The sequence below is a fragment of the Nocardia aurantia genome (assembly GCF_009604425.1).
Classification (GTDB): Bacteria; Actinomycetota; Actinomycetes; order Mycobacteriales; family Mycobacteriaceae; genus Nocardia; species Nocardia aurantia.
In genome coordinates, this window is sequence record NZ_WEGI01000004.1 from 56019 (window position 1) to 78881 (window position 22863).

Consider the following 22863-nt stretch of genomic DNA (forward strand, 5'->3'; position numbering starts at 1 on the left):
CGAAATCTGGCGAGGGAGAGCGCGGAAGCCCTCGGAGTTCGGTGTGACGCGAGAGAAGATGGGAATGTCGCCATGGTGGGACTCGTCGATCTGGTGCAGACGCTGACCACGCCGCACGCGATCGATCGCTACCTCGAGCTGATCCGGCCGTCGCTGACGGTGCGCGACCTGCGCGCCGAAATCGTCCGGGTACGGCACGACGCGAACGGCTCGGTCACCCTGCGACTCCGGCCGACCCGGCGCTGGGCCGGCCACCTCGCCGGGCAGTACGTGCAGATCGCGGTGGTGATCGACGGCGTGAAGCACACCCGGTGCTATTCGCCGACCACGGTCGAGGGGCAGGTCCGCGAGCTGGAACTCACGATCCGGGCGCATCCGCACGGCCTGGTGTCGCGATATCTGTGGCGCGAGGCCCGGCCGGGGATGGTGCTCGATCTGACCCCCGCGGCCGGTACATTCGTGCTGCCGGATCCGCGCCCGGAACGGATCGTGCTCATCAGCGGCGGCAGCGGGATCACCCCCGTGCTGTCGATGCTGCGCACGCTGGCCGCCGAGGATTATCCCGGTGAGGTGCTCTTCCTGCACTACGCGCGGTCGGCGGAGGCGGTGCCGCATCGTGCGGAACTGGCCGGCCTCTCCCGCGAGCATCCGCGCCTGCGCGTCGAATTCCGTTACACCGGTGCGCAATCCGGCGCATCCCGGCACTTCGACCACGACACGCTCGCCGACCTCGCGCCGTGGTTCCGGGACGCACGAGTCTACGTGTGCGGACCGGAGCGGCTGATGGCCGCCGTGCGCGCGGTCTACGCCGCCGAGGGACTCGAAAGTTCGGTGCACACCGAGGAATTCACGCCGCCGACGACGGCGGTGGACCCCGCGGACGTGACCGGTGCGACCACGTTCTCGGCCAGCGGAGTGCGCAGCGAGAACACCGGCGCGAGCCTGCTGGAACAGGCCGAGGCGGCCGGGCTCACCCCCGAGTACGGCTGCCGGATGGGGATCTGCCTCTCCTGCACCGCGATCCGGCGTTCCGGCTGCACCCGCAACCGGCGCACCGGCGAACTCGGCAGCGATCCGGACCAGCCGATCCAGCTCTGCATCAACGACGCCGTCGGCGATGTCGACATCGCCATCTGAGACGTCACGAGATACCAGGGGAGTACGCAATGACCATCATCGAACCGAAGGCCACCGAATCGGCCGTCCTCGCCGAGACCGCGGCCGGACCGCTGGTCCTCGGACCGGAACAGGTCGAGGAGATCGGCCGCTACCTCGACGAGTTGCGCAATCGGATCACCGCCGATCTGGGGCAGCGCGACCGGGACTACATCTATTCGATCATCAAGGCGCAGCGCGGTTTCGAGATCGCCGGCCGCGGGCTGCTGTTCCTGGGCTTCCTGCCGCCGTGCTGGCTGGCCGGGGTCGCGGCCCTGAGCATCTCCAAGATCCTCGACAACATGGAGATCGGCCACAACGTCATGCACGGCCAGTACGACTGGATGCGTGAGCCGGGCCTGAATGCCAGGGTCTTCGAATGGGACAACGTGTGCCCGGCCGATCAGTGGAAGCATTCGCACAACTACGTGCACCACACCTACACCAACATCCACGGCCGCGACCGGGACATCGGCTACGGCATCCTGCGCATCGATGAGAGCCAGGCCTGGAACCCCTACTACCTGGGCAACCCGCTCTACGCGTTCGCGCTGATGATGTTGTTCGAATGGGGCGTGATGCTGCACGACCTGGAGTTCGACAACATCGTGCGCGGCAAGCGCTCCTGGGGTGACGTCAAACGCTTGCTCGGTGGGCAGGCGCGCAAGGCGAGCAAACAGGTGCTGAAGGACTACGTGGTGTTCCCGCTGCTGTCCGGGCCCATGTTCGTCTCCACCCTGGCCGGGAACGTGGCGGCCAACCTGGTCCGCAACGTGTGGGCCTATTCGATCATCTTCTGCGGTCATTTCCCGTCCGGAGTACAGACGTTCACCGAGGAGGAGACCGCCGACGAGACCCGCGGCGGATGGTACGTGCGGCAGATGCTCGGCTCGGCGAATATCACCGGCAGCAAACTGTTCCACATCATGTCCGGAAATCTCTCGCATCAGATCGAGCACCATTTGTTCCCCGATCTGCCAGCCAACCGGTATCCGGAGATCGCGCCGGAGGTGCGCGCGCTGTGCGAGAAATACGGCCTGCCATACCACACCGGACCGTTGCGCAAGCAGATCGGCGGAGTGTGGGGAAAGATCTTCCGGCTGGCTCTGCCGCCGTCGCTCGTCAAGTCGAAGGTCGAGCCCGGTGTTATCGTGGGGCGCAAGCCGGAATCGAGCGAAGCGGACGGGTGATGTTCGGAAAATTCGAGCGCAACAAGGATCTGATCCAGGAATTGACGTCGTCCGGGGCCCGGCGCATCGGCAATATCGCGACGATCATCACCGGCACGGTCGCCGAGGTGACGCGCGAGATCGGCGAATGGGTCACCGACGCGATCGAGATGCGGGAGGCGGCCGCCGCCGCCGAGGCCGACCGCCGGGCGGCCGCGCCGGTCAACCAGGGCCGCAGCGAGCCCGATGTGCTGCTCGAGGACCCGGCTCCGGAGATCCGACCGACCGCCGCACAGCCGTTCATCGACGCCGAGAAGCGGATCGTCGATCCGGGCGAACACTGACCGGCCCGCTCAGAACACGGGTAACCGCCGGCGCCGCTCGACCACATCGGTGATCAGGTCCCGGTAACCGTCGGCCAGTTCGGCGAGGCGCACCCACTGCAGGCGCGCCTCGCCGCTGACGCCGTGCTGCCCGAGACGCTGCCGGACCCCGCCCGGCGCCTCCGCCGGAGGTTCCGGCTCGGCGCTGGGGAGACCCAGCGCCTGTTGTGCCGCAACCCATTTCGCGGCGAGCCGATCGATCACCGCGCCGAGCGTCTCGGTGTGCATCGAGGCGCCGTCGCGGTGCACGATGTGCTCGGCGACCCAGCCGTCGATGCGGGCCACCTCCAGTGCGCGGTCCTGATCGATATCGTCGAGCAGCCGCCGGCAGCCGGCGACCAGCACCTCGGACGCGTCCGGCTCCCGGGCGGTCTGCTCGGCGCGCCGGCGCAATTCGTGGCAGCGTGCCAGCCGGTGCGCGGCCTCGAGCAGTCGATGTCCGGAAAGCCGATCGCCGGTCGCGCGGAATGCCCGCAGCACTTCCGTCGCGGACGGCAGCTCACCGGCTCCGGCGCGCATGCCGGGATACTCGGTCGCCATGAATCTCCACCCTCCGGGTCCGGACACAACGACCACCACAAACGCTCACGGTGAGGAAACCGGGAAATCCGCGACGATGCGGGAGGACGGTCCGTCATAGCAGGACATAATCAGGAAAGCGCGTCGCCCGGACCGGCGCAACAGGTCACCGTCGCAAAAACCGAAGCTGCCTGGCAATCGTTATAGTCCATTACGGCACGGTCACATGATCGCCAAGAACGGAGATCGTCTAGCCTGGATTCTCGTGCCCGCCTACGTCTCCTCGCCGGAACTGCGCTTCGGCTTCCTGTTCGCGCTGGAGGATCCGGATCGGATCGCCGAGGTGGTCCGGAATCTGGTGGAACGCCGCCAGGTGTCGGTGTTCCGGCTGGCCCACGTGTCCGGCGCCGACGGGCCACCGGAACGCTACGTGGTGAATTGGGCGGCGGTCGGGTACATCTCGATCATGACGGCCGCCCCGGCGCCCGAACAGCTGGCCGCGAACGGCACCATGCTGGTCAACGCGTTCCTGGGGGAGAACGGGGAGGTCTCGCTGTACTCGTCGGACGGGCCCGGCGGCCGATGACGCCGGACCCGTGACGGCTCAGCCGATCCGGGCCTGGGTGCCGGAGAGTCGTTGCAGCAGTACCTGTTCCAGCAGCGCCACCAGCACCTGCTTCACCGATTCCCGGCTCCGGGCGTCACATTCGACCACGCACAACTCGTCGTCGAGGTCCAGCGCCTCGCGCACCTCGTCGAGATCGAAGCGGGGTCCGCCCTCGAACTTGTTGACCGCCACCACGAACGGGGTCTTGCGATGTTCGAAGAAGTCCAGCACCGGGTAGCAGTCCTGCACTCGGGACGTGTCGACGATGATGACCGCGCCCAGCGCGCCGTCGGCCAGGTCGTCCCACAGGAATTCGAAGCGCTCCTGGCCCGGCGTGCCGAACAGGTACAGCACCAGGGTGCGATCCAGGGTGATCCGGCCGAAGTCGAGCGCCACCGTCGTGGTGGTCTTGTTGGACAGCATGCCGGGTTCGTCGACGCCGACGGACACCTCGGTCATGGCCGCTTCGGTGGCCAGTGGCTCGATCTCGGAGATCGCGCCGATGAAGGTCGTCTTCCCCACTCCGAACCCGCCGCTGATGACTATCTTGACCGACGAGGTGGTCGGCTGTGGTGGTGTGGGGCTGTCAGAGTGCCCGTACAAGGTCCCTGATCCTCTCGATGGCATCGATGGACAATTCGTCGGTGGCGCTGACCGACACGTGTCCGGTGGTCACCAGATCGCTGACCACGACGCGGGCCACACCGATCGGAACGCGCAGCGCCGCGGAGATTTCGGCTATGGAGTGCGGCTGCTGGCACAACCGCACGACCGAATGTTGTTCGAACCGCAACGGCGCCGACAGCGCGGCGGGTGCAGCATAGACCATGGATTCCAGCCGCAGACCGTCGACCAACGGAATCGTCCGGCCACCGGTCATCAGGAAAGGGCGGACCACCGGGCCCTGTTCCGCGGCGGCCCGCGCATACTCGTCCTGATCCGATGCGCCGGACCAGGTTTCGGGGCGGGCGGGTGGAATCATCCGGGAGTCGGGCAGCCGCGGTGGCTCGGTCATCTGCGCAGGGACTCCCGCAGTTCGGAGATCAGCGCGGGGGTGAGCAGCGTGCCGGCGCGGTCGGCCAGCACCGCCATCTGGTAACCGATCAGGCCGACATCGCCCTCGCTGTCGGCGATCACGCCGATGCAGCTGCCGTCGGCGATCGCGGACACCAGCAGGAAGCCGCGCCGCATCTCGATCATGATCAGCTTCAGGCCGTCGAACTCGTAACTGCGCGAAGCACTCCGGCCGAGGCTCACCAATCCGGACACCATCGCGGCGAGGCGGTCGGCCCCGGTGCGGTCCAGGCCGTCCGACATGGCCATCAGCAGGCCGTCCGAGGAGACCGCGACGGCGTCGCGAACTCCCGCGGTGGTACGGACGAAATCGGCCAGCAGCCAGTTGAAGGTATGCGGACCGGAGTCCTGGAGGTGCGTGGTCACCTGGTTTCCTCCTGGGTCGTCGAAGCAGGAATCCATTGCCGCTCATCGGCATGCGTGTCGGACGTGCCGGTGCGTTCGCCACGCTGGTGACCGGCCCGGAAGTCCGCCAGCATACCGCGTATCTGCTCGGGTGAGCGATCCGCGGCAGGATCGGCCTGCGGCCTGAGCGTACGCACAGTCCGGTCGGTAGGTACGGTATCGCGATTCTTCCTGGCGCGCTTGACAAGCCCGTTGCGGGTTCGCTCGACGTCCCGAACGCCCGTTTCGCCCTGATTGTCTCGCGTGACGTCCACCGCCGGCCAGGAACCGGTACGGAACGATTCGGCCTCGTGCCGCTGCGTGACGGCGGCCTCCAGCAGGTCCTTCACCGGGCCCGCGGGCATGGTCGGGAACGGATCGGGCCGCGTGCCGCGATCCGGATGCACGTGACCGTTGGCCGCGGGCAGCGGATCCCGGCGCGGCCGGTCCTGCGTCTGCTCCTGGTTCGGCCGATCCGCCAGTGGCGGTGCGTGATCCGGGACGCGGTGGATGGCCTCGTCGTGCACGGTGAATCCGGTGGCGTCGATGACGAGCGCCTCGCCGGGCGCGGGCGGGGCGACCGGGGGTGTGACCAACGGGGATAGCGGAATTCCGGCACGCGGCGGAACCGGCTCGGGCGCGGGCGGTTTCGCCGCCGACGTCCTGGACCGGGACGCGTCCGCCGGGCCGGCCGGTCGCGGCTCGGTCGCGCGGCCGTCGCGCGTACCGGGGGCGAATCCGGCGGATAAGCCGGATACGGCGCCGTTGTGCGTGCCGGCCGCGGCGTCGCGTGCGGCGCCCCGCTGCGGTTCGGCCGTGGTGACCTTGCGCGGTTCGGCGGTGACCCGGCGCGGTTCGGCCGTGGTGACCTGGCGTGGTTCGGCCGCGGCGACTTGACGTGGTTCGGCGGCGGTGACCTGGCGTGGTTCGGCGGCGGTGACTTGGCGTGGTTCGGCGGCGGCGACCCCGCGCGGTTCGGCCGCGGGGATCCGCTCCGACTTCACCGTGGTGATCGGCGGCGACGCGGGGGCGGGGGCCGGCTCGGCCTTCGGGGCTCGCAGCGGATCCGGTTTCGCCTCGGCCACCGCGGCCGGTTCGGCCAGGAGTTCGGTGGGCAGCAGCATGCGGGCCACCACGCCGCTGACCGGCGATACAGTCAACTCCACCTCGACCCCGAGCCGCGCGGCCAGCCGGCCGACGACGTAGTGGCCCAGGTAGCGGGTGGGGGACAGCAGGAAGTCGGTCTCGCCGCGCAGCCGGGAATTGGCCTCGGCCAGCGCTTCCGGCGGCATGCCGACCCCGTGGTCGACGACCGCGAGCATGTACTGCCGGCCGAGCCGGCGGCCGTAGATCTCCACCTCCAGATCCGGTGGGGAGAAGGCCAAACCGTTCTCGATGAGCTCGGCGACCATGTGCGCGAGCTCGCTGACCGCCGAACCCACGATCGGCGCGTCGTCGACGCGGCGCAGGATCACCCGGCGATAGTCCTCGACCTCGGACAGCGCGGCGCGCAGGACATCGGTCAGCGCGATCGCCTCGGTCCAGCGGCGCGGGCTGGCCTCGCCGACCAGCACCAGCAGGCTTTCGGCGTTGCGGCGCATGCGCGTCGCGAGGTGGTCGAGCTCGAACATGTTGGCCAGCGCCTTGGGATCGAGCTCCTCCTCTTCGAACTGGCTGATCAGGCCCAGTTGGCGGCGGACCAGATTCTGGTTGCGCCGCCCCAGATTCGCCAGCGACTCGGAGGTGTTGTGACGCAGCAGCGCCTGCTGCGAAGCGAGTTCGAACGCGGTGGTCTGCACTCGATCGAGTGCCTGTGCGACGGAGGCGATCTCGGCGCTGGCGCGGGGTTTCGTGCGAATCGGTTCCGGCGGCGCGGGCTCGGCGTCCGCCTGCCAGGCCGAGATCAGTTCCGGCAGACGGTGTCCCGCGACCTCGTCGGCCTCGCCGGCCAGCGCGGTGAGTGGCCGGGCGATCGACCGCACCGTCGCGATCGTGACCGCGATCTGGGCCAGCAGGGCCAGCAGGGCGACGGCCAGGCAGCCGATGAACTGGATACCGGCCAGATTGCGCAGGTGCTCGGCGCGCTGCACGGTGTCGGCGGCCACCGAGCGCTGCACGTCCCGTTCGGCGTCGATGAGCCCGGACATGTTGACCCACCAGGTGTTCGGATCGATCACGCGGGTCAGCGGACCGTCGGCGGAGGCGATCGCCACTCCCTCCGCCGCGGCGGCGCGACCGGCGTTCTCGCTGCGGAACACGGCATCCAGCTTCGCGCGCTGCGCGGACGTGGCGTCGCGGACGAAATCGGCTTGCGCCGCCTGCCGCAGCCCGCGGATATCGCTGAACTGGACGTACTCGCCCTGACCGAATTCGTTCTTGACGAAGATGCCGTTGAGGAAGCCGCGGGTCTGGCCGGTGTACTCCTTCAGATCGCCGAGTGCGTACAGCGCCTGCAGATCTCGCCACAGGTCGGTGTCCCGGGCCAGGTCGGCGCCGGGCCGTACTCGCTGCACGGCCGCGATGGCGTCGGTATAGAAGCGGAAGACCCGGTTGGCGTCGATGCGGTGGGTATCGAGATCTGCGCGGGTGGCGGTGAGGCCGGCGAACTGCTGCAATGCCGTGCGCACATCGGCGTTGCCGGGCACGCCACCGTCGGCGAGGGCGGCGTCGAGTGCCCGGCGGGTGGCGTCGACGGCGCCGCGCTGGCCGATCAACTGATCGTGCATGGAGTTCTGGCCGTTGGCCACGCCGACCGACAGGCCGCGCTCGCGCTGCGCCTCGTGCACGAAATCCTGCACCGCCGAGGCCAATCCGATGGCCCGCACGGTGTCCTGCGAGGCGCGGTAGCGGCCGGAGACGTCCACGATGATCACGGCCAGCAGGGTGAGCACCAGCACCACCGACACCATCAGCATCCGGGTGAGCTGCCCGCGGATGGTGGGCAGGCGCCTCCGCCGGCGATCGCCATCGTCCGGCAACAGAGGTGCTCGACGGAATTGCACGTGTTCTCCTTGTTTCCCGCTGACGCACGGCCTCCGGTCGCCCGGTCCGGAGAATCAGAAGCAACCTGACACATGCGGGTCGGATTTGCAAGGCAGGCACCTCCGTCCGGCCGAAGGCCCATGTGACACACGGAACTCGACACGCCGGATGCTATGGGCACAGTGCGGTGTCGACTGCGGCCGACCCGGTGTAGTGCGGACGGGAATGCGAAACAATTATTCGCACGCGGGCTCACCGCCGAGCCCGGAAATCTGGAGGAGCGCGATCATGTCTTCCGGCAGTCCCGTCTATCCGATCCGCGTCCGTGGCGATCTCGACCCGGCGCTCTCGCGCTGGCAATGGATCGTCAAGTGGATTCTGGCAATTACCCGCGCGGACTTTTCGACTTCAATGTGGGTGTGCTGCGGTGGAGTTGGCGGGTGCAGTTCTATGCGGCGGCGCTGGGCACCGATCGCTATCCGCCGTTCAGCCTGAGCGTGCACGCCGATTATCCGGCCGACCTCGAGGTCGATTATCCGGAACGGTTGAATCGCGGTCTCGTACTGATCAAATGGTGGCTGCTGGCGCTGCCGCAATATCTGATCGTCGCGGCGCTCACCGGCGGGGGCATGCGCTGGATGAGCGGCGGGCACCACGACGGCGGCGGCGCGATGATCTCGCTGTCGGCCGTGTTGTTCCTGGTGGCGGGGTTCGGGCTGCTGTTCACCGGCCGGTATCCCGGCGGGGTGTTCGCGCTGCTGGTGGGGGTGTACCGGTGGTCGATCCGGGTGCAGGGCTACGCCTCGCTGTTCACCGACGAGTATCCGCCCTTCCGGTTGGATCAGGGCGCGCGGGAGCCGGCGCCGGAGTCGGAGCAGCCGGTGGGGTCATCCGGAACCGACTGAACCACAATCGTTCTCGTCCACCGCGCCCGGTCCGCCGGGGCGCGGTGGCGTCGTGGATGTCTCAGCCGGGGTGGCGGCCGGGCGCGCGCAGCGGGGCCCGGGCGGCCGCGGCCGTGGCGGTGGGCAGCACGATGCGGGCCGGCCGGACGTCCGGGATGCGCGATTCGTAGATGCGTCGCACCACGTCCTCGATGTCGGGTTCCTCGATGGACAGATCGCGGACCTCGGCGCGTGCCGAGACGGCGGTGAGAAGCTGTGCGGCGGTGGTGGTTTCGGCGTCGAACGCCAGGCGCTGCCGGACGCCGCCGCCCTCGGTGGCGATCAGCTGCGCTCCCGGCAGGCCGTCGAGTTCGGCGGTGGGACCGGTCAGGTCGACCACCAGCACCCGGCGCACGCCGACGGTGCGCGCCAGCCCGGTGAGGGTGCCGTCGTAGACCAGCCGGCCGTGGTCGACCACCAGCACCCGCTCGCACAACCGCTCGATGTCGCCCATGTCGTGGGTGGTCAGCAGCAGGGTCGTGCCGCGCTGGACCCGCTCGTAACTGAGGAACTCGCGTAGTCGTTGCTTGGACAGCACGTCGAGCCCGATGGTGGGCTCGTCGAGAATCAGTAGTTCGGGCGAATGTAGCAGCGCCGCAGCGATTTCCGCGCGCATACGCTGCCCGAGCGAGAGTTGCCGGACGGGGGTGTCGAGGGTTTCGGTCATCTCCAGTTGCTCGACCAGTTCGTGGGTGCGCTTGCGGGCGCCGTCGGGTTCGAGCCGGTGGATGGCCGACAGGATGGTGAACGATTCGCGCAGCGGCAGATCCCACCACAGCTGCGAGCGCTGCCCGAACACCACTCCGATCCGACCGGCCAGTTCCCGGCGCTGCCGCACCGGTTCCAGCCCACAGGTGTGCACCGACCCGGACGTGGGCACCAGGATGCCGGTGAGCATCTTGATGGTGGTGGATTTGCCGGCGCCGTTGGCGCCGATGTAGCCCACGGCGGCACCGGATTCGACGCTGAAGCTCATCCGGTCGACGGCCGTGATGGTCTCCCGGCGGCGCCGCCTGTGCCGCTCGTCCCGCCGACGCAACACGAATTGTCTGGTGAGTTCGTGGATCTCGATCGCGTTCACCCGCCGCCTCCCTGATAGTGACGTACACCCAGCCGCCAGAACGTCAGTGCAAGAGCCCAGATCCACAGTGCAGCACCCGGAGACGCCCACGCCAGTCCGGCGGGCAGCCAATCGGGGCCGCGGAGGTCCAGTAACGCGATCGTGGGCAGGTACGCGACGAAGGCCACGGGGACGGCGAAACCGAACAGGATCGTCAACGGGAGGCCGAACACCGAGGTCGGCTGTTGCGCGGCGAACGAACCGCCGTAGGTGAAACTGTTGGTCAGTTCGGAGCCGTCGATCAGGAAGAACTGCAGTCCGGCGGCGCCTACGAACAGGCCGCCGAAGATCGCGACGCCGCAACCGAGCGAGAATACGAGCAGGACGAATTTCGTTGCGGTCCAGTGGATGTCGTTTTCGACGAGGCCGACGGAGAGCACCACGGCGGCGACCGCGGCGCGGGTGAGCCGGCGCAGCGAGATGTCGCTGGTGATCAGTTGCAGCAGCAGTGGTTGCGGGCGCAGGTGGAAGGCGTCCAGGGTGCCCAGGCGGATGTAGGTGGGCAGGGTGTCGGTGTGGCCGACCGCGATCTGCGCGATCGCGAAGGTGAGGTTGCTGAGCCCGAACAGCAGCAGCATGCCCTTCATGTCGAGTCCGCCGAGGAATCGGACGTTGTGGTAGATCACCCACACCTCGGCGAATTCGACGATGCCGACCAGCAGTGACGAGAGCATGTCCGCCGCGAACGACAGTGGGTAGGCCCGCTGGGACCGCATCCTGGAACGGAGCACGGCCCGATAGGGCGTGAACCAGTTCCCGTACGGTACCGCCGGCGACTCACCCACCCTGTACCTCCAGTTTCCGCCGGCCCGCGCGCAACAGCGCGCGGCCCAGGGCGAGGGCCGTGATCACCCAGAAAACCTGTACGGCAAGAATTCCCGCAGCCTCTCCCCCGGTGGCATGCCCCGACAGCACGTCGATCGGTCCCTGCAACTGGGACGGAAACGGGCTGAGGTTCGCCAGTGTACGCAGCCACCCGGGGAACAGGTGGACGGGAACGAAAAGTCCCGCCAGGAATGTCGCGACGATCTGATAGAGCAGCCGGATGCCCCGGGTCTCCACCAACCAGAAACCGACCAGCGCGACCGCGAACAGCAGCAGGAACGAAATGCTCACCGCCAGTACGACACTGATCGCGCCGAGCACGTACGGCAACACGCCGTGCGGCGGCTGGAGTTGCAGGAACAGCATGCCGGCGGCCACACTCGGCAGCCCGCGCAGCAGCAGCGTGCACCCGGCCCGGCCGAGATCACCGGCCAGATAGCAGAATTGGATGTCGATCGGGCGCAGGAAGTCGATCGCCACGTCGCCGGTGCGGATCCGCTCGACCAGATCCAGCGGTGGGCCCATCACGCCGAGCGCGCCGAGCAGACCCTGCGAGAGCCAGACGTAGGCGCCGATCGAATCGGGCGTGTAGCCACCGAATCCGGCGGAGGTGCGCACGGCGGCCAGCATCACGGAGGCCCGGACCAGACCGAACACCACATTGGTGAACATGCCGGCGAACATCGCCATCCGGTAGTGCCATTGCCTGCGGAAACCCGCTTCGGCCAAACGAATGTAGACGTCGGGTCGCGCGTGCACAATCACACCACGCTATGGTGCTCGGCTCGGGTTCACAACCTGTCGGCAGACTCCCGAATGTTCCGAAAGTGATACCGCGCGGTTGCCGAGCTGCGATCCTGGCGGTTCGCCGAAACTCTTGTGGCCAGGCCCTGTTCAATGTTAGAAACAGGTACATTTCAGATTGTTGGGGCCGGTCCCGGCTCCCGCCCGGCGAAGGACCGCCATGACCACAGTCTTCGAAACACTCGAATCGAACGTGCGCAGTTACTGCCGGGCGTGGCCCACGGTCTTCGACACCGCCCGCGGCGCCTGGCTGCGCGACGAGAGCGGCCGGGAATACCTGGACTTCTTCGCCGGCGCCGGTGCGCTCAACTACGGCCACAACAACCCGGTGCTGAAATCGGCTCTGCTGGAACATCTGTCGCGGGACGGCATCACCCACGCACTGGACATGAGCACCACCGCGAAACGCGATCTGCTGGTCGCGCTGCGCGATATCGTGCTGGTGCCGCGCGGATTGGACTACAAGGTGCAGTTCCCCGGGCCGACGGGAGCGAACGCGGTGGAGGCCGCGCTGAAACTGGCCCGCAAGGTCACCGGGCGCACCGCGATCTGGAACTTCACCAACTCCTTCCACGGCGTGAGCCTCGGGGCGCTCGCGGTGACCGGCAACGCCGCCAAACGGGCCGCCGCCGGCGTACCGCTGGCACACGCGGTGCCGATGCCCTACGACGGCTACCTCGGCGACGATCCCGCCGCGGGCCCGGCCTGGATGCGACGGGTGCTCGACGATTCCGCCTCCGGATTGGACAAGCCCGCGGCGGTGATCGTGGAGACCGTGCAGGGCGAGGGCGGGGTGAACGTGGCGAGCGGGCAGTGGCTGCGCGCCCTCGCCGAATTATGTTCCGCCCGAGGCATTCTGCTCATCGTCGACGATGTGCAGATGGGGTGCGGGCGGACCGGTCCGTTCTTCTCCTTCGAAACGGCCGGGATCACTCCCGACATCGTCGTGCTGTCGAAGTCGATCGGTGGATACGGGCTGCCGATGGCACTGGTGCTGCTGCGGCCGGAATGGGACCAGTGGGCGCCCGGCGAGCACAACGGCACCTTCCGCGGCAACAATCCGGCGTTCGTCACCGCCCGGGTGGCGCTCGAGCACTACTGGACCGGCGACGGCCTCACCGCGTCGACCCTGGCGCTGGGGGAGCGGGTGCGAGACGCGCTGGACGAGCTCGCCGCACGGTATCCGGGGGTGTCGGCCCGCGGCCGCGGGCTGGTGCACGGGCTGGCGTTCGCGGACGTGTCGGTGGCGGGCAAGGTCTCGCGGCTGGCCTTCGAGCGCGGGTTGCTGGTGGAGACCTCCGGGCCGGACGACGAGGTGGTGAAACTGCTGCCGCCGCTGACGGTCACCCCGGACGAACTCGGGTACGGCCTGACCCTGCTCGCCGAGGTGGTGGACGAGATCTGCGCGGGGTCACCGGCGGTGACCGGCACCGTGCGGGCGCGTTTCACAGGCTGCGGCTAGGTTCGCCACAGCTGGAAGAGAATCTGCTCGGGCACAGTCGGCAGGCCACGGCAGGGCGCCGGGCAACCGCTTCGCATCCGGCTCGGCTGAAGGACTCGCTCTCATGGCCAGATATTCCAACGGTGAATCCGTGCTGTCCCGGCTGGCGCGGCTGTTCGAGGCGTTCGGCCCCGAGACCCGGTCGTCGACGGTGTCGGAACTGTCCGAGCGCACCGGCATCCCACTGCCGACGGTGTCGCGCATGGTCGCCGAACTGGTCGAGCGCGGCTGGTTGCAGCGCGATGCCGACCGGCGGGTGTGGATCGGCGTGCGGATGTGGGAGATGGTCAGCCGGGCCGCGCCGATGCGCGAATTGTCGCGCACGGCCGTGCCGTTCATGACCGAACTGCACGCCCGCATCGGCCAGCACGTGCACCTCGGCGTGCGTGAGGGGCACGAGGTGCTGATCATCGAGCAACTCTCCGCCCCGGTCGCGGTGCGCAGCGCGGTGTCGACCGCGAGCCGGTTGCCGCTGCACGCGTCCGCACCCGGATTGGTCCTGCTCGCGCACGCTCCCGCCGATGTGCAGGAGGCGGTGCTCGCCGAACCGCTGCGCGGCTACACGCCGCACACCGTCACCGACCCCCGCGCGCTGCGGACGGTGCTGAGCCGGGTCCGGCGGGCCGGCGCGGCCTACTGCCCGGGCCTGATCGATCCCGTGGCGACCTCGATCGCCGTGCCGTTGCGGGCCGCGGACGGGCAGGTGATGGCGGCGTTGTCGGTGGTGTTGCCCAACACCGAGTCGGCGACGGCGATGGTTCCCGCGGTCCGGGCCGCCGGGGTGCGTATCTGCCGTGCGCTGGCGGATCGCCGGGTCAGCGAGCTGGCGGTGATCTCCGAGGACCCGCGTCCGCTGCGGACGGGGACATTGTGAGCTGAACCACACCGTTGCATAATTGTGATACTCGGCGCGCTGTCGGTCGCATATGTTGTTGGCTACAACATATGGCCGACGCCACATCCGTACCCGACGGGCCGGCGTTCGGTCGCCAGCTCGAAAGGTGCATCTGATGAGGACGAAAGCGCTCGGCGCCGTTGCCGTGGCCCTGGCCGGTCTGCTGACCCTGGCCGCGTGTAGTTCGTCCGGCGGCTCCGGGGGCGGTGGCGGAAACAACACCGTCGGTGTCATCCTGCCCGAGACCGCCACCTCGGCCCGCTGGGAGGGCTTCGACCGGCCGATGCTGCAGAAGGCGTTCAAGGCCCAGGGCTTCGACGCCGACATCCAGAACGCGCAGGGCGACGTGCAGAAGTTCAGCACCCTCGCCGACGGCATGATCGCCAAGGGGGTGAAGGTGCTGGTCATCGCGTCCATCAACAGCGAGGTCGGCACCGCGGTAGCCAACAAGGCGAAGAAGGCCGGCATCCCGACCATCGACTACGACCGGCTCAACCTCGGCGGTTCCTCCGACTACTACGTGTCGTTCGACAACGTCGGCGTCGGCCAGTTGCAGGGCCAGGGGCTCGCGACCGCGCTGAAGGACAAGCCGGGCGCTCAGGTGATCGAGATCGAGGGCGCGCCCACCGACAACAACGCCACCCTGTTCTACGAGGGTCAGGAGAAGGTGCTGAAGCCGCTCTACGACACCGGCGCGCTGAAGCTGGTGCACAGCCAGCCGATCGACCAATGGGACAACCAGAAGGGCGGCCAGGTCTTCGAGCAGCTGCTCACCGGTAACGGCGGCAGGATCGACGGCGTCGTGGCCGCCAACGACGGCCTCGCCGGCGCCATCATCACCGTGCTGAAGAAGAACGGCCTCAACGGCAAGGTGCCGGTCACCGGGCAGGACGCCACCGCCGACGGGCTCAAGGCGATCCTGCGCGGCGACCAGTACATGACCGTGTTCAAGCCGATCCAGGACGAGGCCGACGCCGCCGCCAAGCTGGCCGCCGCACTGGTCAAGGGCGACAAGGCGAGTGCCGACGCGCTGGCCACCGCGGTCAGCAAGGACACCAAGGGCAACCGGGACGTGAAGTCGGTGCTGCTGACCCCGCACCTGACCACCAAGGCCGAGGTGAAGCAGGTCGTCGACCAGGGCTACATCAAGGCGTCCGACCTGTGCTCCGGCGATGTGGCGGCGGTCTGCGCTCAGCTCGGGATCTCCTGAGCCATCAGATAATTCACCGCTTCGAGGAAGACCATGAGCGAACCGCTGCTGCACATCACCGGGCTGAACAAGAGCTTCGGTGCCGTCCATGTCCTGCATGACGTCGAATTCACCGCTCCCGCAGGGGAAGTCACCGCGCTGGTGGGTGACAACGGCGCCGGCAAGTCGACCCTGGTGAAATGCATCGCCGGAATCCATCCGGCCGATTCGGGCACCATCCGGTTCAACGGGGCCGACGCGCATATGCGCGGGCCGAAGGACGCGGCGGAACTGGGTATCGAGGTCGTCTACCAGGATCTGGCCCTGGCCGACAATCTCGACATCGTGCAGAACATGTTCCTCGGCCGGGAACGCGGCAAGCCGTGGTTCCTGGACGAGGCGGGCATGGAGGAGGCGGCCCGCCGCACCCTCGCCTCGCTGGCGGTGCGCACGGTGAAATCCGTGCGCACGCCGGTGTCCGCACTGTCGGGCGGACAGCGGCAGACCGTCGCGATCGCGAAAGCGGTGCTGTGGAACAGCAATCTGGTGCTCCTCGACGAGCCGACCGCGGCGCTGGGCGTGGCTCAGACCCGGCAGGTGCTCGATCTGGTCCGGCGGCTGGCCGAACAGGGCCTCGGCGTGGTGCTGATCAGCCACAACCTCGCCGACGTGTTCGAGGTCGCCGACCGGATCGCGGTGCTGTACCTGGGACGGATGGCGGCGCAGGTGCGCACCGCCGACGTCACCCAGAACCAGGTAGTGGAACTGATCACCGCGGGCCGCTCCGGCGAACTGGGCTTGGCCCGGCCCGAATCCGCGGTGCTCTAGCAGGAAAGACAGTGTGATGACACAAGTTTCGGCCCCCGGCTCGAACACCAACGGCACTCCGGCCTCGAGCACCGACCGCTCCGCGGCGGAGCCCGCCGGCACCGATGCGGCACAGTCCGCGATCGCCGATTTCGGCATCGACACCACCACCGTGTCCACGGCGGAGGCCGTGCGCGCCTATCTCGCCCGAGTGAGGGGCGGTGAGATAGGTTCGCTGCCTGCGCTTCTGGGGCTCGTGGTACTGATCGTGCTGTTCAGCGTGCTGTCGGATGTGTTCTTCTCGCTGAACAACATCGCCAACCTGCTGGCGCAGGGTGCGGGACAGACCATCATCGCGATGGGCATCGTGTACGTCCTGTTGCTCGGCGAGATCGACCTGTCCGCCGGCACCGCGTCCGGCGTGGCCGGCGCGGTGCTGGCCATGCACTACGTCGACAACGGAAATCTGTTGTCGGGCATGGGCAACACCGTCTTCGTCCTCTTCGATGCCCTGCTGGTGCTGGCGGCGGTGCTGGCCGGACTGCTGCGGATCTGGCCGGGTGTGGCGATGTCGCTGCTGGGCGTGGTGCTGACGGTGTGCGGATTCCACGCCAACCCGTGGATCGAGATGCTGCTGGCGGTGTGCGTGGGCACCGCGATCGGCTGCATCACCGGATTCCTCATCGCCAGAATTGGAATGCCGTCGTTCGTGGTCACGCTGGCGTTGTTCCTGGCCTGGCAGGGCGCCATCCTGCAGTTGATCGGCCAGGGCGGCGTGCTGGGCATCAGTTCCTCGCACGTGCTCGACGAGGTGGCCAACGGCAACCTGTCCGTCGTCGGCAGCTGGGTGTTGTTCGTGGTCGGCGCCGGCGGCTTCGCGTCGGTCACCCTGGTCGGCCACTTCCGCAGGCGGGCAAAGGGTCTGGTGACCCAGCCGACTTCGCTGGTGGTGCTGAAGGTGTCCGCGGTCGGCGTGCTGGCCGCGGTGGCGACCGCCCTGCTGTCGGTGAATCGCTCACCCAGCGCGCTGATCCGGATCTCCGGTGTGCCGTATGTGGTGCCGATCATCCTGGTGCTGCTCGTGGTGGGCACCTATGTGCTCAACCGGACCACTTACGGCCGGCACCTCTACGCCACCGGCGGCAACAACGAGGCGGCGCGGCGGGCCGGCATCAACGTGGTCCGGTTGCGCGCCAGTGCCTTCGTGATCTGCTCCGGGGTCGCGGCGATCGGCGCCATCGTCTACTCCTCGAAGGTGGGTTCGGTGGATCCGCAGGCTGGCGGATTGAACACGCTGTTGTTCGCGGTCGGCGCCGCGGTGATCGGCGGTACCTCGCTGTTCGGCGGCCGGGGCCGCGTGGCGGACGCCGTGATCGGCGGCGCGGTGCTGGCGGTGGTGTCCAACGGCCTGGGGCTGCTGCGGCAGCCGGCCGCGGTCGTCTCGATCGTCACCGGCCTGGTGTTGTTGCTGGCGGCCACGGTCGACGCGCTGTCACGGCGGCGGGCGGCGGCCACCGGCCGATGACTGCGCGGACGGCGATTCGGCCGGGGTGCCTGCGGATCGTCGGCGTTCGACCCGCCGGCACCCCGGCCGTATCGCCGGATGCCCCGGCGGCCCTGTCCCGGTTGTACTTTCGGCCGGACGGACCGCCGGGGCGTCGCGCGCCCGATGGTCGTGGTGACGGCGGGTGGCGAGGTGAGGGGCCTGCAGTGCTATTGATGAGGCCATGACCGTCGCCCGTCCGGACGAGGTACGCCGATTCAACCGGGCCAGCCTGCTGCGTCTGCTGCACGTGGGTGGCCCGGCGACGCGCGCTGCCCTGGCAACGGAATTGGGGCTGAACCGATCGACGATCAAGATGCTCGTCGACGGCTTGGCCACCGACGGCGTGGTGGAGGAACGGGTGCCGCGGCTGGCGCAGGGCGCGGGCCGGCCCTCGCTGCTGGTGCTGCCGCAGGCCCAGGCCGTGGTGGTGCTCGCCGTGGACGTCCAGGTGGAGCACGCCGCGGTCGCGCTGGTCGGACTCGGCGGCCAGATCCTCGGCCGCAACAGCTGGAATCTGCATGGGCGGCAACGGAATCCGGAGGAGGTCGTGACGCACGTCGCCGAATCGGCCGCCCTGCTGGTCAGCGATCTGGGAGTGCGCCCGGTCGCGGCGGGCATCTCGGTGCCGGGCGTGGTGCGCCGCGGCGACGGGCTGGTGCACGACGCGTCGAATCTGGGCTGGACCGAGGTGCCGTTCGGCGAGCGGATGGGCACCGCGCTCGGGATACCGGTGGTGGTGGGCAACGACGCCGAATTCGGCGCGCTGGCAGAGTATGTGCGCGGGGTCGGCCGCGGCGCCTCCGACGCGGTGTTCGTCTCCGCCGATGTCGGGGTCGGCGGCGGCATCATCGCCCAGGGCGGGCTGCTGCGCGGTTCGGCCGGTTATCTCGGCGAGATCGGGCACATGACCGTGCATCCCGGCGGCCGAATGTGCCACTGCGGCAACGAGGGCTGCTGGGAGACCGAGGTCGGCGAGGCGGCGCTGCGCCGCGCCCTCGGCCTGGACCCGATGGCCCCGCGCGGTGCGATCGTCGCGGAAATGCGCCGCCTGCAACGGGATTCCGATCCGGCCGGCCGGCTCGGCGAATACGTCGAGTGGCTGATCCTGGGACTGGTCAACGTGGTCAACATCCTGGGCCCGGAACTGGTGGTCCTCGGCGATCTGTTCACCACCCTGCCCGGCCCGGTGCTGACCCTCGCCGAGCGGGAGGTCCACCGGCGCAGCATGATCAGCCGGGCGATCGGCGGCATCCGGATCGAGAAGTCCAGTCTCGGCGCGGATCTCAAACTGCTCGGCGCGGCGGAGGCGGCGTTCGAGGGCGTGCTCAGTGCGGTCTGAAGGTTCCGGACTCGCCCGGTGGACCGGGATCCCCGCGCCGGCGCAGGGGCTCACGGGATCCATTGCGCCACAGCGGTATCCGGCCGCCGAGTCGCAGACCGGCCAACAGCCCCGCACCACGTCGGCGCAGGGCTGTTCGCGGACCGGCTACTGTCCGGGCGGCGGTGGGCAGCCCGGCGGCGGCCCTTGGGGATCACCCGGCGGCGGACCCTGCGGGGCGCCGGGCGGCGGACCCTGCTGGTCACCGGGCGGCGGCCCGCACTGCCCCTGCGGGGGCGGTCCACCCGGACCGGGATCGGCGTTCGCCACGGCCGCGCCGAAGCCCAGCGCGCTGAGCAACACACCACCGGCGACGGCGGTCTTCACCAGCTTCGCCTTGATAGCCATATACGTCCTCTCCTAGGTCGGACCAGGTCCGAATCCACCGGACAACCACTGTCGACCGGCGAAATCGAGTCTCTCGGCGGGATGTCGGCCCGCGATTGGTACAACCTGTGCAACGGTTATGTGCGGCTGAGAGTCCGCTGATCGAGCAGTGCCCGCCGGTTCAGAATTCCAGCTCGGCCCACGAGATTTCGATGGGGAACGGGAAGCCGATCGCGATGCCGTCGGTGTCGGAGCTGTGCCATTCTCCGGCGACCAGATAGTTCGCCGGTCGTACGGGAGACACGCCGTCCGCCAGCACGCCGTGTCCGATCTCCAGGGCGTAGGCCCGGACGGTCGCAATGCGCGCCGGCGTGCGCTCGGTCAAAACCTCCCAGTACCAAGGGATTCCCGAGCAGGCGTAGTACGCCTTGGCGAATTCGAAATCGTAGGGACCGTCGGGGAACGGAATTACTTCGCCGGCCAACTGGACATCGGTGTCCAGGACGGGTGCGTCCCGTCGGTCGCCGGGAAGATGGACCAGGAAGTCCGGGTCGATGAAGTCCGACCCTTCCGCGCCGAGCGCGATCGTCTTTCCGGCCGCGACGACGAAGCGGCATCCGCCGCTTTCCGGTGTGCTCCGGTCGGCGCAGCGGTGCAGGGCTTCGCGTAGCGCGGCCGCGTAACGGCGACGTTCGGTGTCGTCAGGACGAACTCGGACAGCCCGCCCCGCCGATCGGCCGGTGATGTCCTGCGATTCCCTCGTGCGTTCGGTCGAGCATTCGAACTGTGCCACAGCGGGATTCGGGTTCACCATGCGACCATGGTAATCGTCGGCCGGTCCTCGACCACGCTGCTCAGGGTCGAAGTACCGCTCCGTGCCGGGTGGCACAGCGCTCGGTTGTCGACCAGGATCGGCCTGTGGCCGGCGGGCACGAATGAGAGAGTCGCTCGTTGTCTTCGGTGCTGCCGAATGGCTCGAGCCGCGGCCGGACCTCCGATTGCGGAGTGGGCCGACCGGCGTATCGCGTGGTACGCGTTACGCCGGTCGATCATCCGAGTCGGATCAACCGGCGGCGGGCGGAGCGCCCGGCGGGAGGGCCGGAGCGTTGCCGTCGGTGCCGCCGAATTGATGTGGGCCGCTGCCGTTTCGGCCGCCGGGGCCGCCGAAGCCGGGGCCGCCTCGGCCGTCCGCCTGGGTGCCGGGGTCGGCCAGGGCTCCGGTTCCGCCCGAACCACCCGGTCCGCGCCGGCCGGCGCCGAATCCGCCTCCGGTGCTTCCGGTTCCGGTTCCCTCGGTGATCGTGGTGGCGGTCGAGGTGCCGCCGGCGCCGGTGCCCAGGATGCGGACGGTGTCGCCGACCTTCACCGCTGAGGCGCCGGTGGTGGACGCGGTGATGGTGTAGGTCTGGGTGTAGTCGTCGGCGCTCTTGGCGGTGATCGACTCCGCGGAGACCGCCGTGACCGTGCCGAGCTGGGTCGTCTCGGTCACGTAGGTGCTGCCTTCGGCGATCACGAACTGGCCGTGCAGGGCTGCGGCGGGGGCGGTTCCGGCGCGGCCGGGTTCGGACTGGCCGCCGGTACCCTGCTGCCCCTGCTGGGACTGGCCGCCGGGGCCGCCGTTCATGGCGATACCGGGGCCGCCGCCGGGACCGTGCTCGGTGTTCGAGTGGCCGGAGGCGGCGTAGATGACGCCCGCGCCGCCCGCGGCGATGACGGCCGCGATGCCGACGGCGGCCAGGGATTTCTTCGTGGTCCACGGCGAGGCCGCCGGTTGCGGGGTGCCCCAGGTCTGCTGACCCGGTGGGGCGGCGATCGGCTCGGTCGGCTGCTGCCGGTAGGCGTATTCGGGTGTGCCGGGCTGCGGTTCGGGGCCGGACGGCGGTGCCGGAGGGTGGGTCATGCTCGTGTGCTCCTCGGTTGCGGGATCGTCGCGGCGTCGGCGGCCGCGCTCGGTCCCACCGTGGGTGGCGAAGCTCTGCGGGTGCTGTGCGGGCCGTCCGGGTTGACTGTGCGTGACTGGGGGTTCGCTGTGGCTGTGGCATCCTGTGACGAGGCCCGATGTCACCACCAGGCGTTTCACAGGTTGCGCACAGGTGCGGCCAAGCTGGCACCGAGCTCTCCGATGAAGGATGTCCCGGTGCCTACGAGCAGTGCCAATACCCAGACCGAACGAACCGTGATGCGCCGCGCCGACGGTAGCCCGATCAGCGTGCTGGTCGTCGACGACGAGCCCATGCTGGCGGAGATGCTGTGCATGGCGTTGCGGTACGAGGGCTGGGAGTCCGCGAGCGCGGGTGACGGGCGATCGGCGATCTCCAAGGCCCGGGACCTGCGGCCGGACGTCGTGGTGCTGGACGTCATGCTGCCCGACATGACCGGTCTCGACGTGTTGTTGCGGCTGCGCAAGCACATTCCGCATCTGCCGGTGCTCCTGCTCACCGCGAAGGATTCGGTCGAGGACCGCATCGCCGGGCTGACCGCGGGCGGCGACGACTATGTCACCAAGCCGTTCAGCATCGAGGAGGTCGTCCTGCGGCTGCGGGCGTTGTTACGGCGGACCGGTATCAGCGGCCGCGACGCCGGCGCCCAGTTGATGGTCGGCGATCTGGTGCTGGACGAGGACAGTCACGAGGTGACCCGTGACGGTGAGCCGATCCAGCTCACCTCCACCGAGTTCGAACTGCTGCGATTCTTCATGCGCAACCCGAAGCGGGTGCTGAGCAAGGCCCAGATCCTGGACCGGGTGTGGAGCTACGACTTCGGCGGCCGGTCCAACATCGTGGAGCTGTACGTGTCCTACCTACGCAAGAAGATCGACAACGGCCGCGAGCCGATGATCCACACACTGCGCGGATCCGGCTATGTGCTCAAGCCGGCCGGCTGAGGTCACGCGCCGCTTCCGGCTCTGGCGGCCGTGGTCGCTGCGGCTGCGCCTGCTGATCGGGCAGGTACTGCTGCTGGTCGCCGTGGTGACCGGGGTCGGCGCGGTGACCGAGATCGCGTTGCAGCAGTTCCTCGTTCATCAACTCGACATGCAGCTGTACGACCTGCAGAACCCGTCGCTGATGGATGTGGGCGGCGGTCCCCGGCTGGGACCGCGGCCCAGTGTGCTGCCTTGGCCGCCGGTCCCGGCCGCCGAGACACAGACCGCGGCGACTCCGCCGGCCTCGTCCGCGGCACCGGGACCGGATGCCGCGGAGAGTTCGGAGGCGCCGCCGCCGGGCGGGGTGATCCGGCAACCGCCGCCGGTGGTC

General features: G+C 68.9%; 22 protein-coding genes and 1 pseudogene. 12 read left to right on the forward strand and 11 right to left on the reverse strand.

What is annotated here, in order from left to right; translation table 11 throughout:
• Nucleotides 1-72 precede the first annotated feature (72 nt).
• The 3 genes from NRB56_RS09575 to NRB56_RS09585 are packed head-to-tail and all read left to right on the forward strand — an operon-like array spanning nucleotide 73 to nucleotide 2668.
• Nucleotides 73-1137 carry a ferredoxin reductase gene (locus tag NRB56_RS09575; protein ID WP_153340599.1) on the forward strand — a complete coding sequence of 355 codons (1065 nt, stop codon included), beginning with the start codon at nucleotides 73-75 and terminating at the stop codon, nucleotides 1135-1137.
• A 29-nt stretch (nucleotides 1138-1166) separates the two neighbouring features.
• Nucleotides 1167-2345, forward strand: a complete 1179-nt coding sequence (locus tag NRB56_RS09580) for a fatty acid desaturase family protein (RefSeq protein WP_153340601.1) — start codon at nucleotides 1167-1169, stop codon at nucleotides 2343-2345.
• The gene (locus tag NRB56_RS09585; RefSeq protein ID WP_153340603.1) at nucleotides 2345-2668 is read left to right on the forward strand and encodes a hypothetical protein; all 324 of its coding nucleotides are present in this window, start codon (nucleotides 2345-2347) and stop codon (nucleotides 2666-2668) included. The genes NRB56_RS09580 and NRB56_RS09585 overlap by 1 nt, the downstream gene beginning before the upstream one ends.
• A gap of 9 nt (nucleotides 2669-2677) precedes the next feature.
• Here NRB56_RS09585 and NRB56_RS09590 read toward each other — a convergent pair whose 3' ends face one another.
• The gene (locus NRB56_RS09590; RefSeq protein WP_153340605.1) at nucleotides 2678-3247 is read right to left on the reverse strand and encodes a DUF4254 domain-containing protein; all 570 of its coding nucleotides are present in this window, start codon (nucleotides 3245-3247) and stop codon (nucleotides 2678-2680) included.
• 205 nt (nucleotides 3248-3452) lie between these two features.
• On the opposite strand from NRB56_RS09590, the gene NRB56_RS09595 reads away from it, so the two are divergent.
• The gene (locus NRB56_RS09595) at nucleotides 3453-3812 is read left to right on the forward strand and encodes a hypothetical protein (RefSeq protein WP_153340607.1); all 360 of its coding nucleotides are present in this window, start codon (nucleotides 3453-3455) and stop codon (nucleotides 3810-3812) included.
• Nucleotides 3813-3830: 18 nt separating this feature from the next.
• On the opposite strand, the gene NRB56_RS09600 is transcribed toward NRB56_RS09595, so the two are convergent.
• From NRB56_RS09600 to NRB56_RS38820, 4 genes are read right to left on the reverse strand one after another with little or no spacing between them, the layout of a single operon-like run.
• On the reverse strand, nucleotides 3831-4460 hold the full coding sequence (locus NRB56_RS09600; protein WP_227837460.1) for a GTP-binding protein: 630 nt from the start codon (nucleotides 4458-4460) through the stop codon (nucleotides 3831-3833).
• A complete protein-coding gene (locus NRB56_RS09605; protein ID WP_153340611.1) occupies nucleotides 4420-4848 on the reverse strand; it encodes a DUF742 domain-containing protein in 429 nt (142 codons plus the stop codon). The genes NRB56_RS09600 and NRB56_RS09605 overlap by 41 nt, the downstream gene beginning before the upstream one ends.
• Nucleotides 4845-5273, reverse strand: coding sequence for a roadblock/LC7 domain-containing protein (locus tag NRB56_RS09610; protein ID WP_319942776.1), 429 nt, complete (start codon nucleotides 5271-5273; stop codon nucleotides 4845-4847). Before NRB56_RS09610 ends, NRB56_RS09605 begins: the two co-directional genes overlap by 4 nt.
• A complete protein-coding gene (locus NRB56_RS38820) occupies nucleotides 5270-8293 on the reverse strand; it encodes a sensor histidine kinase (RefSeq protein ID WP_319942777.1) in 3024 nt (1007 codons plus the stop codon). Before NRB56_RS38820 ends, NRB56_RS09610 begins: the two co-directional genes overlap by 4 nt.
• A 268-nt stretch (nucleotides 8294-8561) precedes the next feature.
• Here NRB56_RS38820 and NRB56_RS09620 point away from each other — a divergent pair.
• Nucleotides 8562-9178: pseudogene (locus tag NRB56_RS09620) on the forward strand (DUF4389 domain-containing protein).
• A 61-nt stretch (nucleotides 9179-9239) separates the two neighbouring features.
• On the opposite strand, the gene NRB56_RS09625 reads toward NRB56_RS09620, so the two are convergent.
• The 3 genes from NRB56_RS09625 to NRB56_RS09635 form a co-directional block, all read right to left on the reverse strand.
• On the reverse strand, nucleotides 9240-10193 hold the full coding sequence (locus tag NRB56_RS09625; protein WP_153341235.1) for an ABC transporter ATP-binding protein: 954 nt from the start codon (nucleotides 10191-10193) through the stop codon (nucleotides 9240-9242).
• 101 nt (nucleotides 10194-10294) lie between these two features.
• The gene (locus tag NRB56_RS09630; RefSeq protein ID WP_319942779.1) at nucleotides 10295-11122 is read right to left on the reverse strand and encodes an ABC transporter permease; all 828 of its coding nucleotides are present in this window, start codon (nucleotides 11120-11122) and stop codon (nucleotides 10295-10297) included.
• Complete coding sequence (locus NRB56_RS09635) at nucleotides 11115-11921, reverse strand: ABC transporter permease (RefSeq protein WP_319942780.1); 807 nt, start codon at nucleotides 11919-11921, stop codon at nucleotides 11115-11117. Before NRB56_RS09635 ends, NRB56_RS09630 begins: the two co-directional genes overlap by 8 nt.
• Nucleotides 11922-12126: 205 nt before the next feature.
• Between NRB56_RS09635 and ectB the strand changes: the two genes are divergently transcribed.
• The 6 genes from ectB to NRB56_RS09665 all read left to right on the forward strand — a co-directional run bounded on the left by ectB (nucleotide 12127) and on the right by NRB56_RS09665 (nucleotide 19243).
• A complete protein-coding gene (gene ectB, locus NRB56_RS09640; RefSeq protein WP_153340615.1) occupies nucleotides 12127-13428 on the forward strand; it encodes a diaminobutyrate--2-oxoglutarate transaminase in 1302 nt (433 codons plus the stop codon).
• 103 nt (nucleotides 13429-13531) lie between these two features.
• Entirely contained in the window at nucleotides 13532-14341 is an 810-nt protein-coding gene (locus NRB56_RS09645; RefSeq protein WP_153340617.1) for an IclR family transcriptional regulator, read from the forward strand.
• Between the two features lie 136 nt (nucleotides 14342-14477).
• Nucleotides 14478-15572 carry a sugar ABC transporter substrate-binding protein gene (locus tag NRB56_RS09650; RefSeq protein ID WP_153340619.1) on the forward strand — a complete coding sequence of 365 codons (1095 nt, stop codon included), beginning with the start codon at nucleotides 14478-14480 and terminating at the stop codon, nucleotides 15570-15572.
• 33 nt (nucleotides 15573-15605) lie between these two features.
• Nucleotides 15606-16379 carry an ATP-binding cassette domain-containing protein gene (locus NRB56_RS09655; RefSeq protein ID WP_153340621.1) on the forward strand — a complete coding sequence of 258 codons (774 nt, stop codon included), beginning with the start codon at nucleotides 15606-15608 and terminating at the stop codon, nucleotides 16377-16379.
• 16 nt (nucleotides 16380-16395) lie between these two features.
• Nucleotides 16396-17883, forward strand: a complete 1488-nt coding sequence (locus NRB56_RS09660; RefSeq protein WP_153340623.1) for a sugar ABC transporter permease — start codon at nucleotides 16396-16398, stop codon at nucleotides 17881-17883.
• A 202-nt stretch (nucleotides 17884-18085) separates the two neighbouring features.
• On the forward strand, nucleotides 18086-19243 hold the full coding sequence (locus NRB56_RS09665; protein ID WP_153340625.1) for an ROK family transcriptional regulator: 1158 nt from the start codon (nucleotides 18086-18088) through the stop codon (nucleotides 19241-19243).
• 147 nt (nucleotides 19244-19390) lie between these two features.
• Here NRB56_RS09665 and NRB56_RS09670 read toward each other — a convergent pair whose 3' ends face one another.
• The 3 genes from NRB56_RS09670 to NRB56_RS09680 form a co-directional block, all read right to left on the reverse strand.
• A complete protein-coding gene (locus tag NRB56_RS09670; RefSeq protein ID WP_153340627.1) occupies nucleotides 19391-19630 on the reverse strand; it encodes a hypothetical protein in 240 nt (79 codons plus the stop codon).
• 160 nt (nucleotides 19631-19790) lie between these two features.
• Complete coding sequence (locus tag NRB56_RS09675; protein WP_153340629.1) at nucleotides 19791-20423, reverse strand: Uma2 family endonuclease; 633 nt, start codon at nucleotides 20421-20423, stop codon at nucleotides 19791-19793.
• 249 nt (nucleotides 20424-20672) lie between these two features.
• Nucleotides 20673-21509, reverse strand: coding sequence for a hypothetical protein (locus NRB56_RS09680; RefSeq protein ID WP_194290789.1), 837 nt, complete (start codon nucleotides 21507-21509; stop codon nucleotides 20673-20675).
• Nucleotides 21510-21731: 222 nt separating this feature from the next.
• Here NRB56_RS09680 and NRB56_RS09690 point away from each other — a divergent pair, with 222 nt between their 5' ends.
• On the forward strand, nucleotides 21732-22493 hold the full coding sequence (locus NRB56_RS09690; protein ID WP_153340633.1) for a response regulator transcription factor: 762 nt from the start codon (nucleotides 21732-21734) through the stop codon (nucleotides 22491-22493).
• The last annotated feature ends 370 nt before the right edge of the window (nucleotides 22494-22863 follow it).

What these genes read in the sequence shown, in the direction of transcription:
- NRB56_RS09590 (WP_153340605.1), bottom strand. Translation starts at nt 3,247, where the DNA reads ATGGCGACCGAGTATCCCGGCATGCGCGCCGGAGCCGGTGAGCTGCCG.
- NRB56_RS09665 (WP_153340625.1), top strand. Translation starts at nt 18,086, where the DNA reads ATGACCGTCGCCCGTCCGGACGAGGTACGCCGATTCAACCGGGCCAGC.
- NRB56_RS09600 (WP_227837460.1), bottom strand. Translation starts at nt 4,460, where the DNA reads ATGCCATCGAGAGGATCAGGGACCTTGTACGGGCACTCTGACAGCCCC.
- NRB56_RS09645 (WP_153340617.1), top strand. Translation starts at nt 13,532, where the DNA reads ATGGCCAGATATTCCAACGGTGAATCCGTGCTGTCCCGGCTGGCGCGG.
- NRB56_RS09580 (WP_153340601.1), top strand. Translation starts at nt 1,167, where the DNA reads ATGACCATCATCGAACCGAAGGCCACCGAATCGGCCGTCCTCGCCGAG.
- NRB56_RS09655 (WP_153340621.1), top strand. Translation starts at nt 15,606, where the DNA reads ATGAGCGAACCGCTGCTGCACATCACCGGGCTGAACAAGAGCTTCGGT.
- NRB56_RS09575 (WP_153340599.1), top strand. Translation starts at nt 73, where the DNA reads ATGGTGGGACTCGTCGATCTGGTGCAGACGCTGACCACGCCGCACGCG.
- NRB56_RS09605 (WP_153340611.1), bottom strand. Translation starts at nt 4,848, where the DNA reads ATGACCGAGCCACCGCGGCTGCCCGACTCCCGGATGATTCCACCCGCC.
- NRB56_RS09660 (WP_153340623.1), top strand. Translation starts at nt 16,396, where the DNA reads ATGACACAAGTTTCGGCCCCCGGCTCGAACACCAACGGCACTCCGGCC.
- NRB56_RS09595 (WP_153340607.1), top strand. Translation starts at nt 3,453, where the DNA reads ATGATCGCCAAGAACGGAGATCGTCTAGCCTGGATTCTCGTGCCCGCC.
- NRB56_RS09585 (WP_153340603.1), top strand. Translation starts at nt 2,345, where the DNA reads ATGTTCGGAAAATTCGAGCGCAACAAGGATCTGATCCAGGAATTGACG.
- NRB56_RS09680 (WP_194290789.1), bottom strand. Translation starts at nt 21,509, where the DNA reads ATGACCCACCCTCCGGCACCGCCGTCCGGCCCCGAACCGCAGCCCGGC.
- ectB (WP_153340615.1), top strand. Translation starts at nt 12,127, where the DNA reads ATGACCACAGTCTTCGAAACACTCGAATCGAACGTGCGCAGTTACTGC.
- NRB56_RS09625 (WP_153341235.1), bottom strand. Translation starts at nt 10,193, where the DNA reads ATGAGCTTCAGCGTCGAATCCGGTGCCGCCGTGGGCTACATCGGCGCC.
- NRB56_RS09690 (WP_153340633.1), top strand. Translation starts at nt 21,732, where the DNA reads ATGAAGGATGTCCCGGTGCCTACGAGCAGTGCCAATACCCAGACCGAA.
- NRB56_RS09675 (WP_153340629.1), bottom strand. Translation starts at nt 20,423, where the DNA reads ATGGTGAACCCGAATCCCGCTGTGGCACAGTTCGAATGCTCGACCGAA.
- NRB56_RS09670 (WP_153340627.1), bottom strand. Translation starts at nt 19,630, where the DNA reads ATGGCTATCAAGGCGAAGCTGGTGAAGACCGCCGTCGCCGGTGGTGTG.
- NRB56_RS09650 (WP_153340619.1), top strand. Translation starts at nt 14,478, where the DNA reads ATGAGGACGAAAGCGCTCGGCGCCGTTGCCGTGGCCCTGGCCGGTCTG.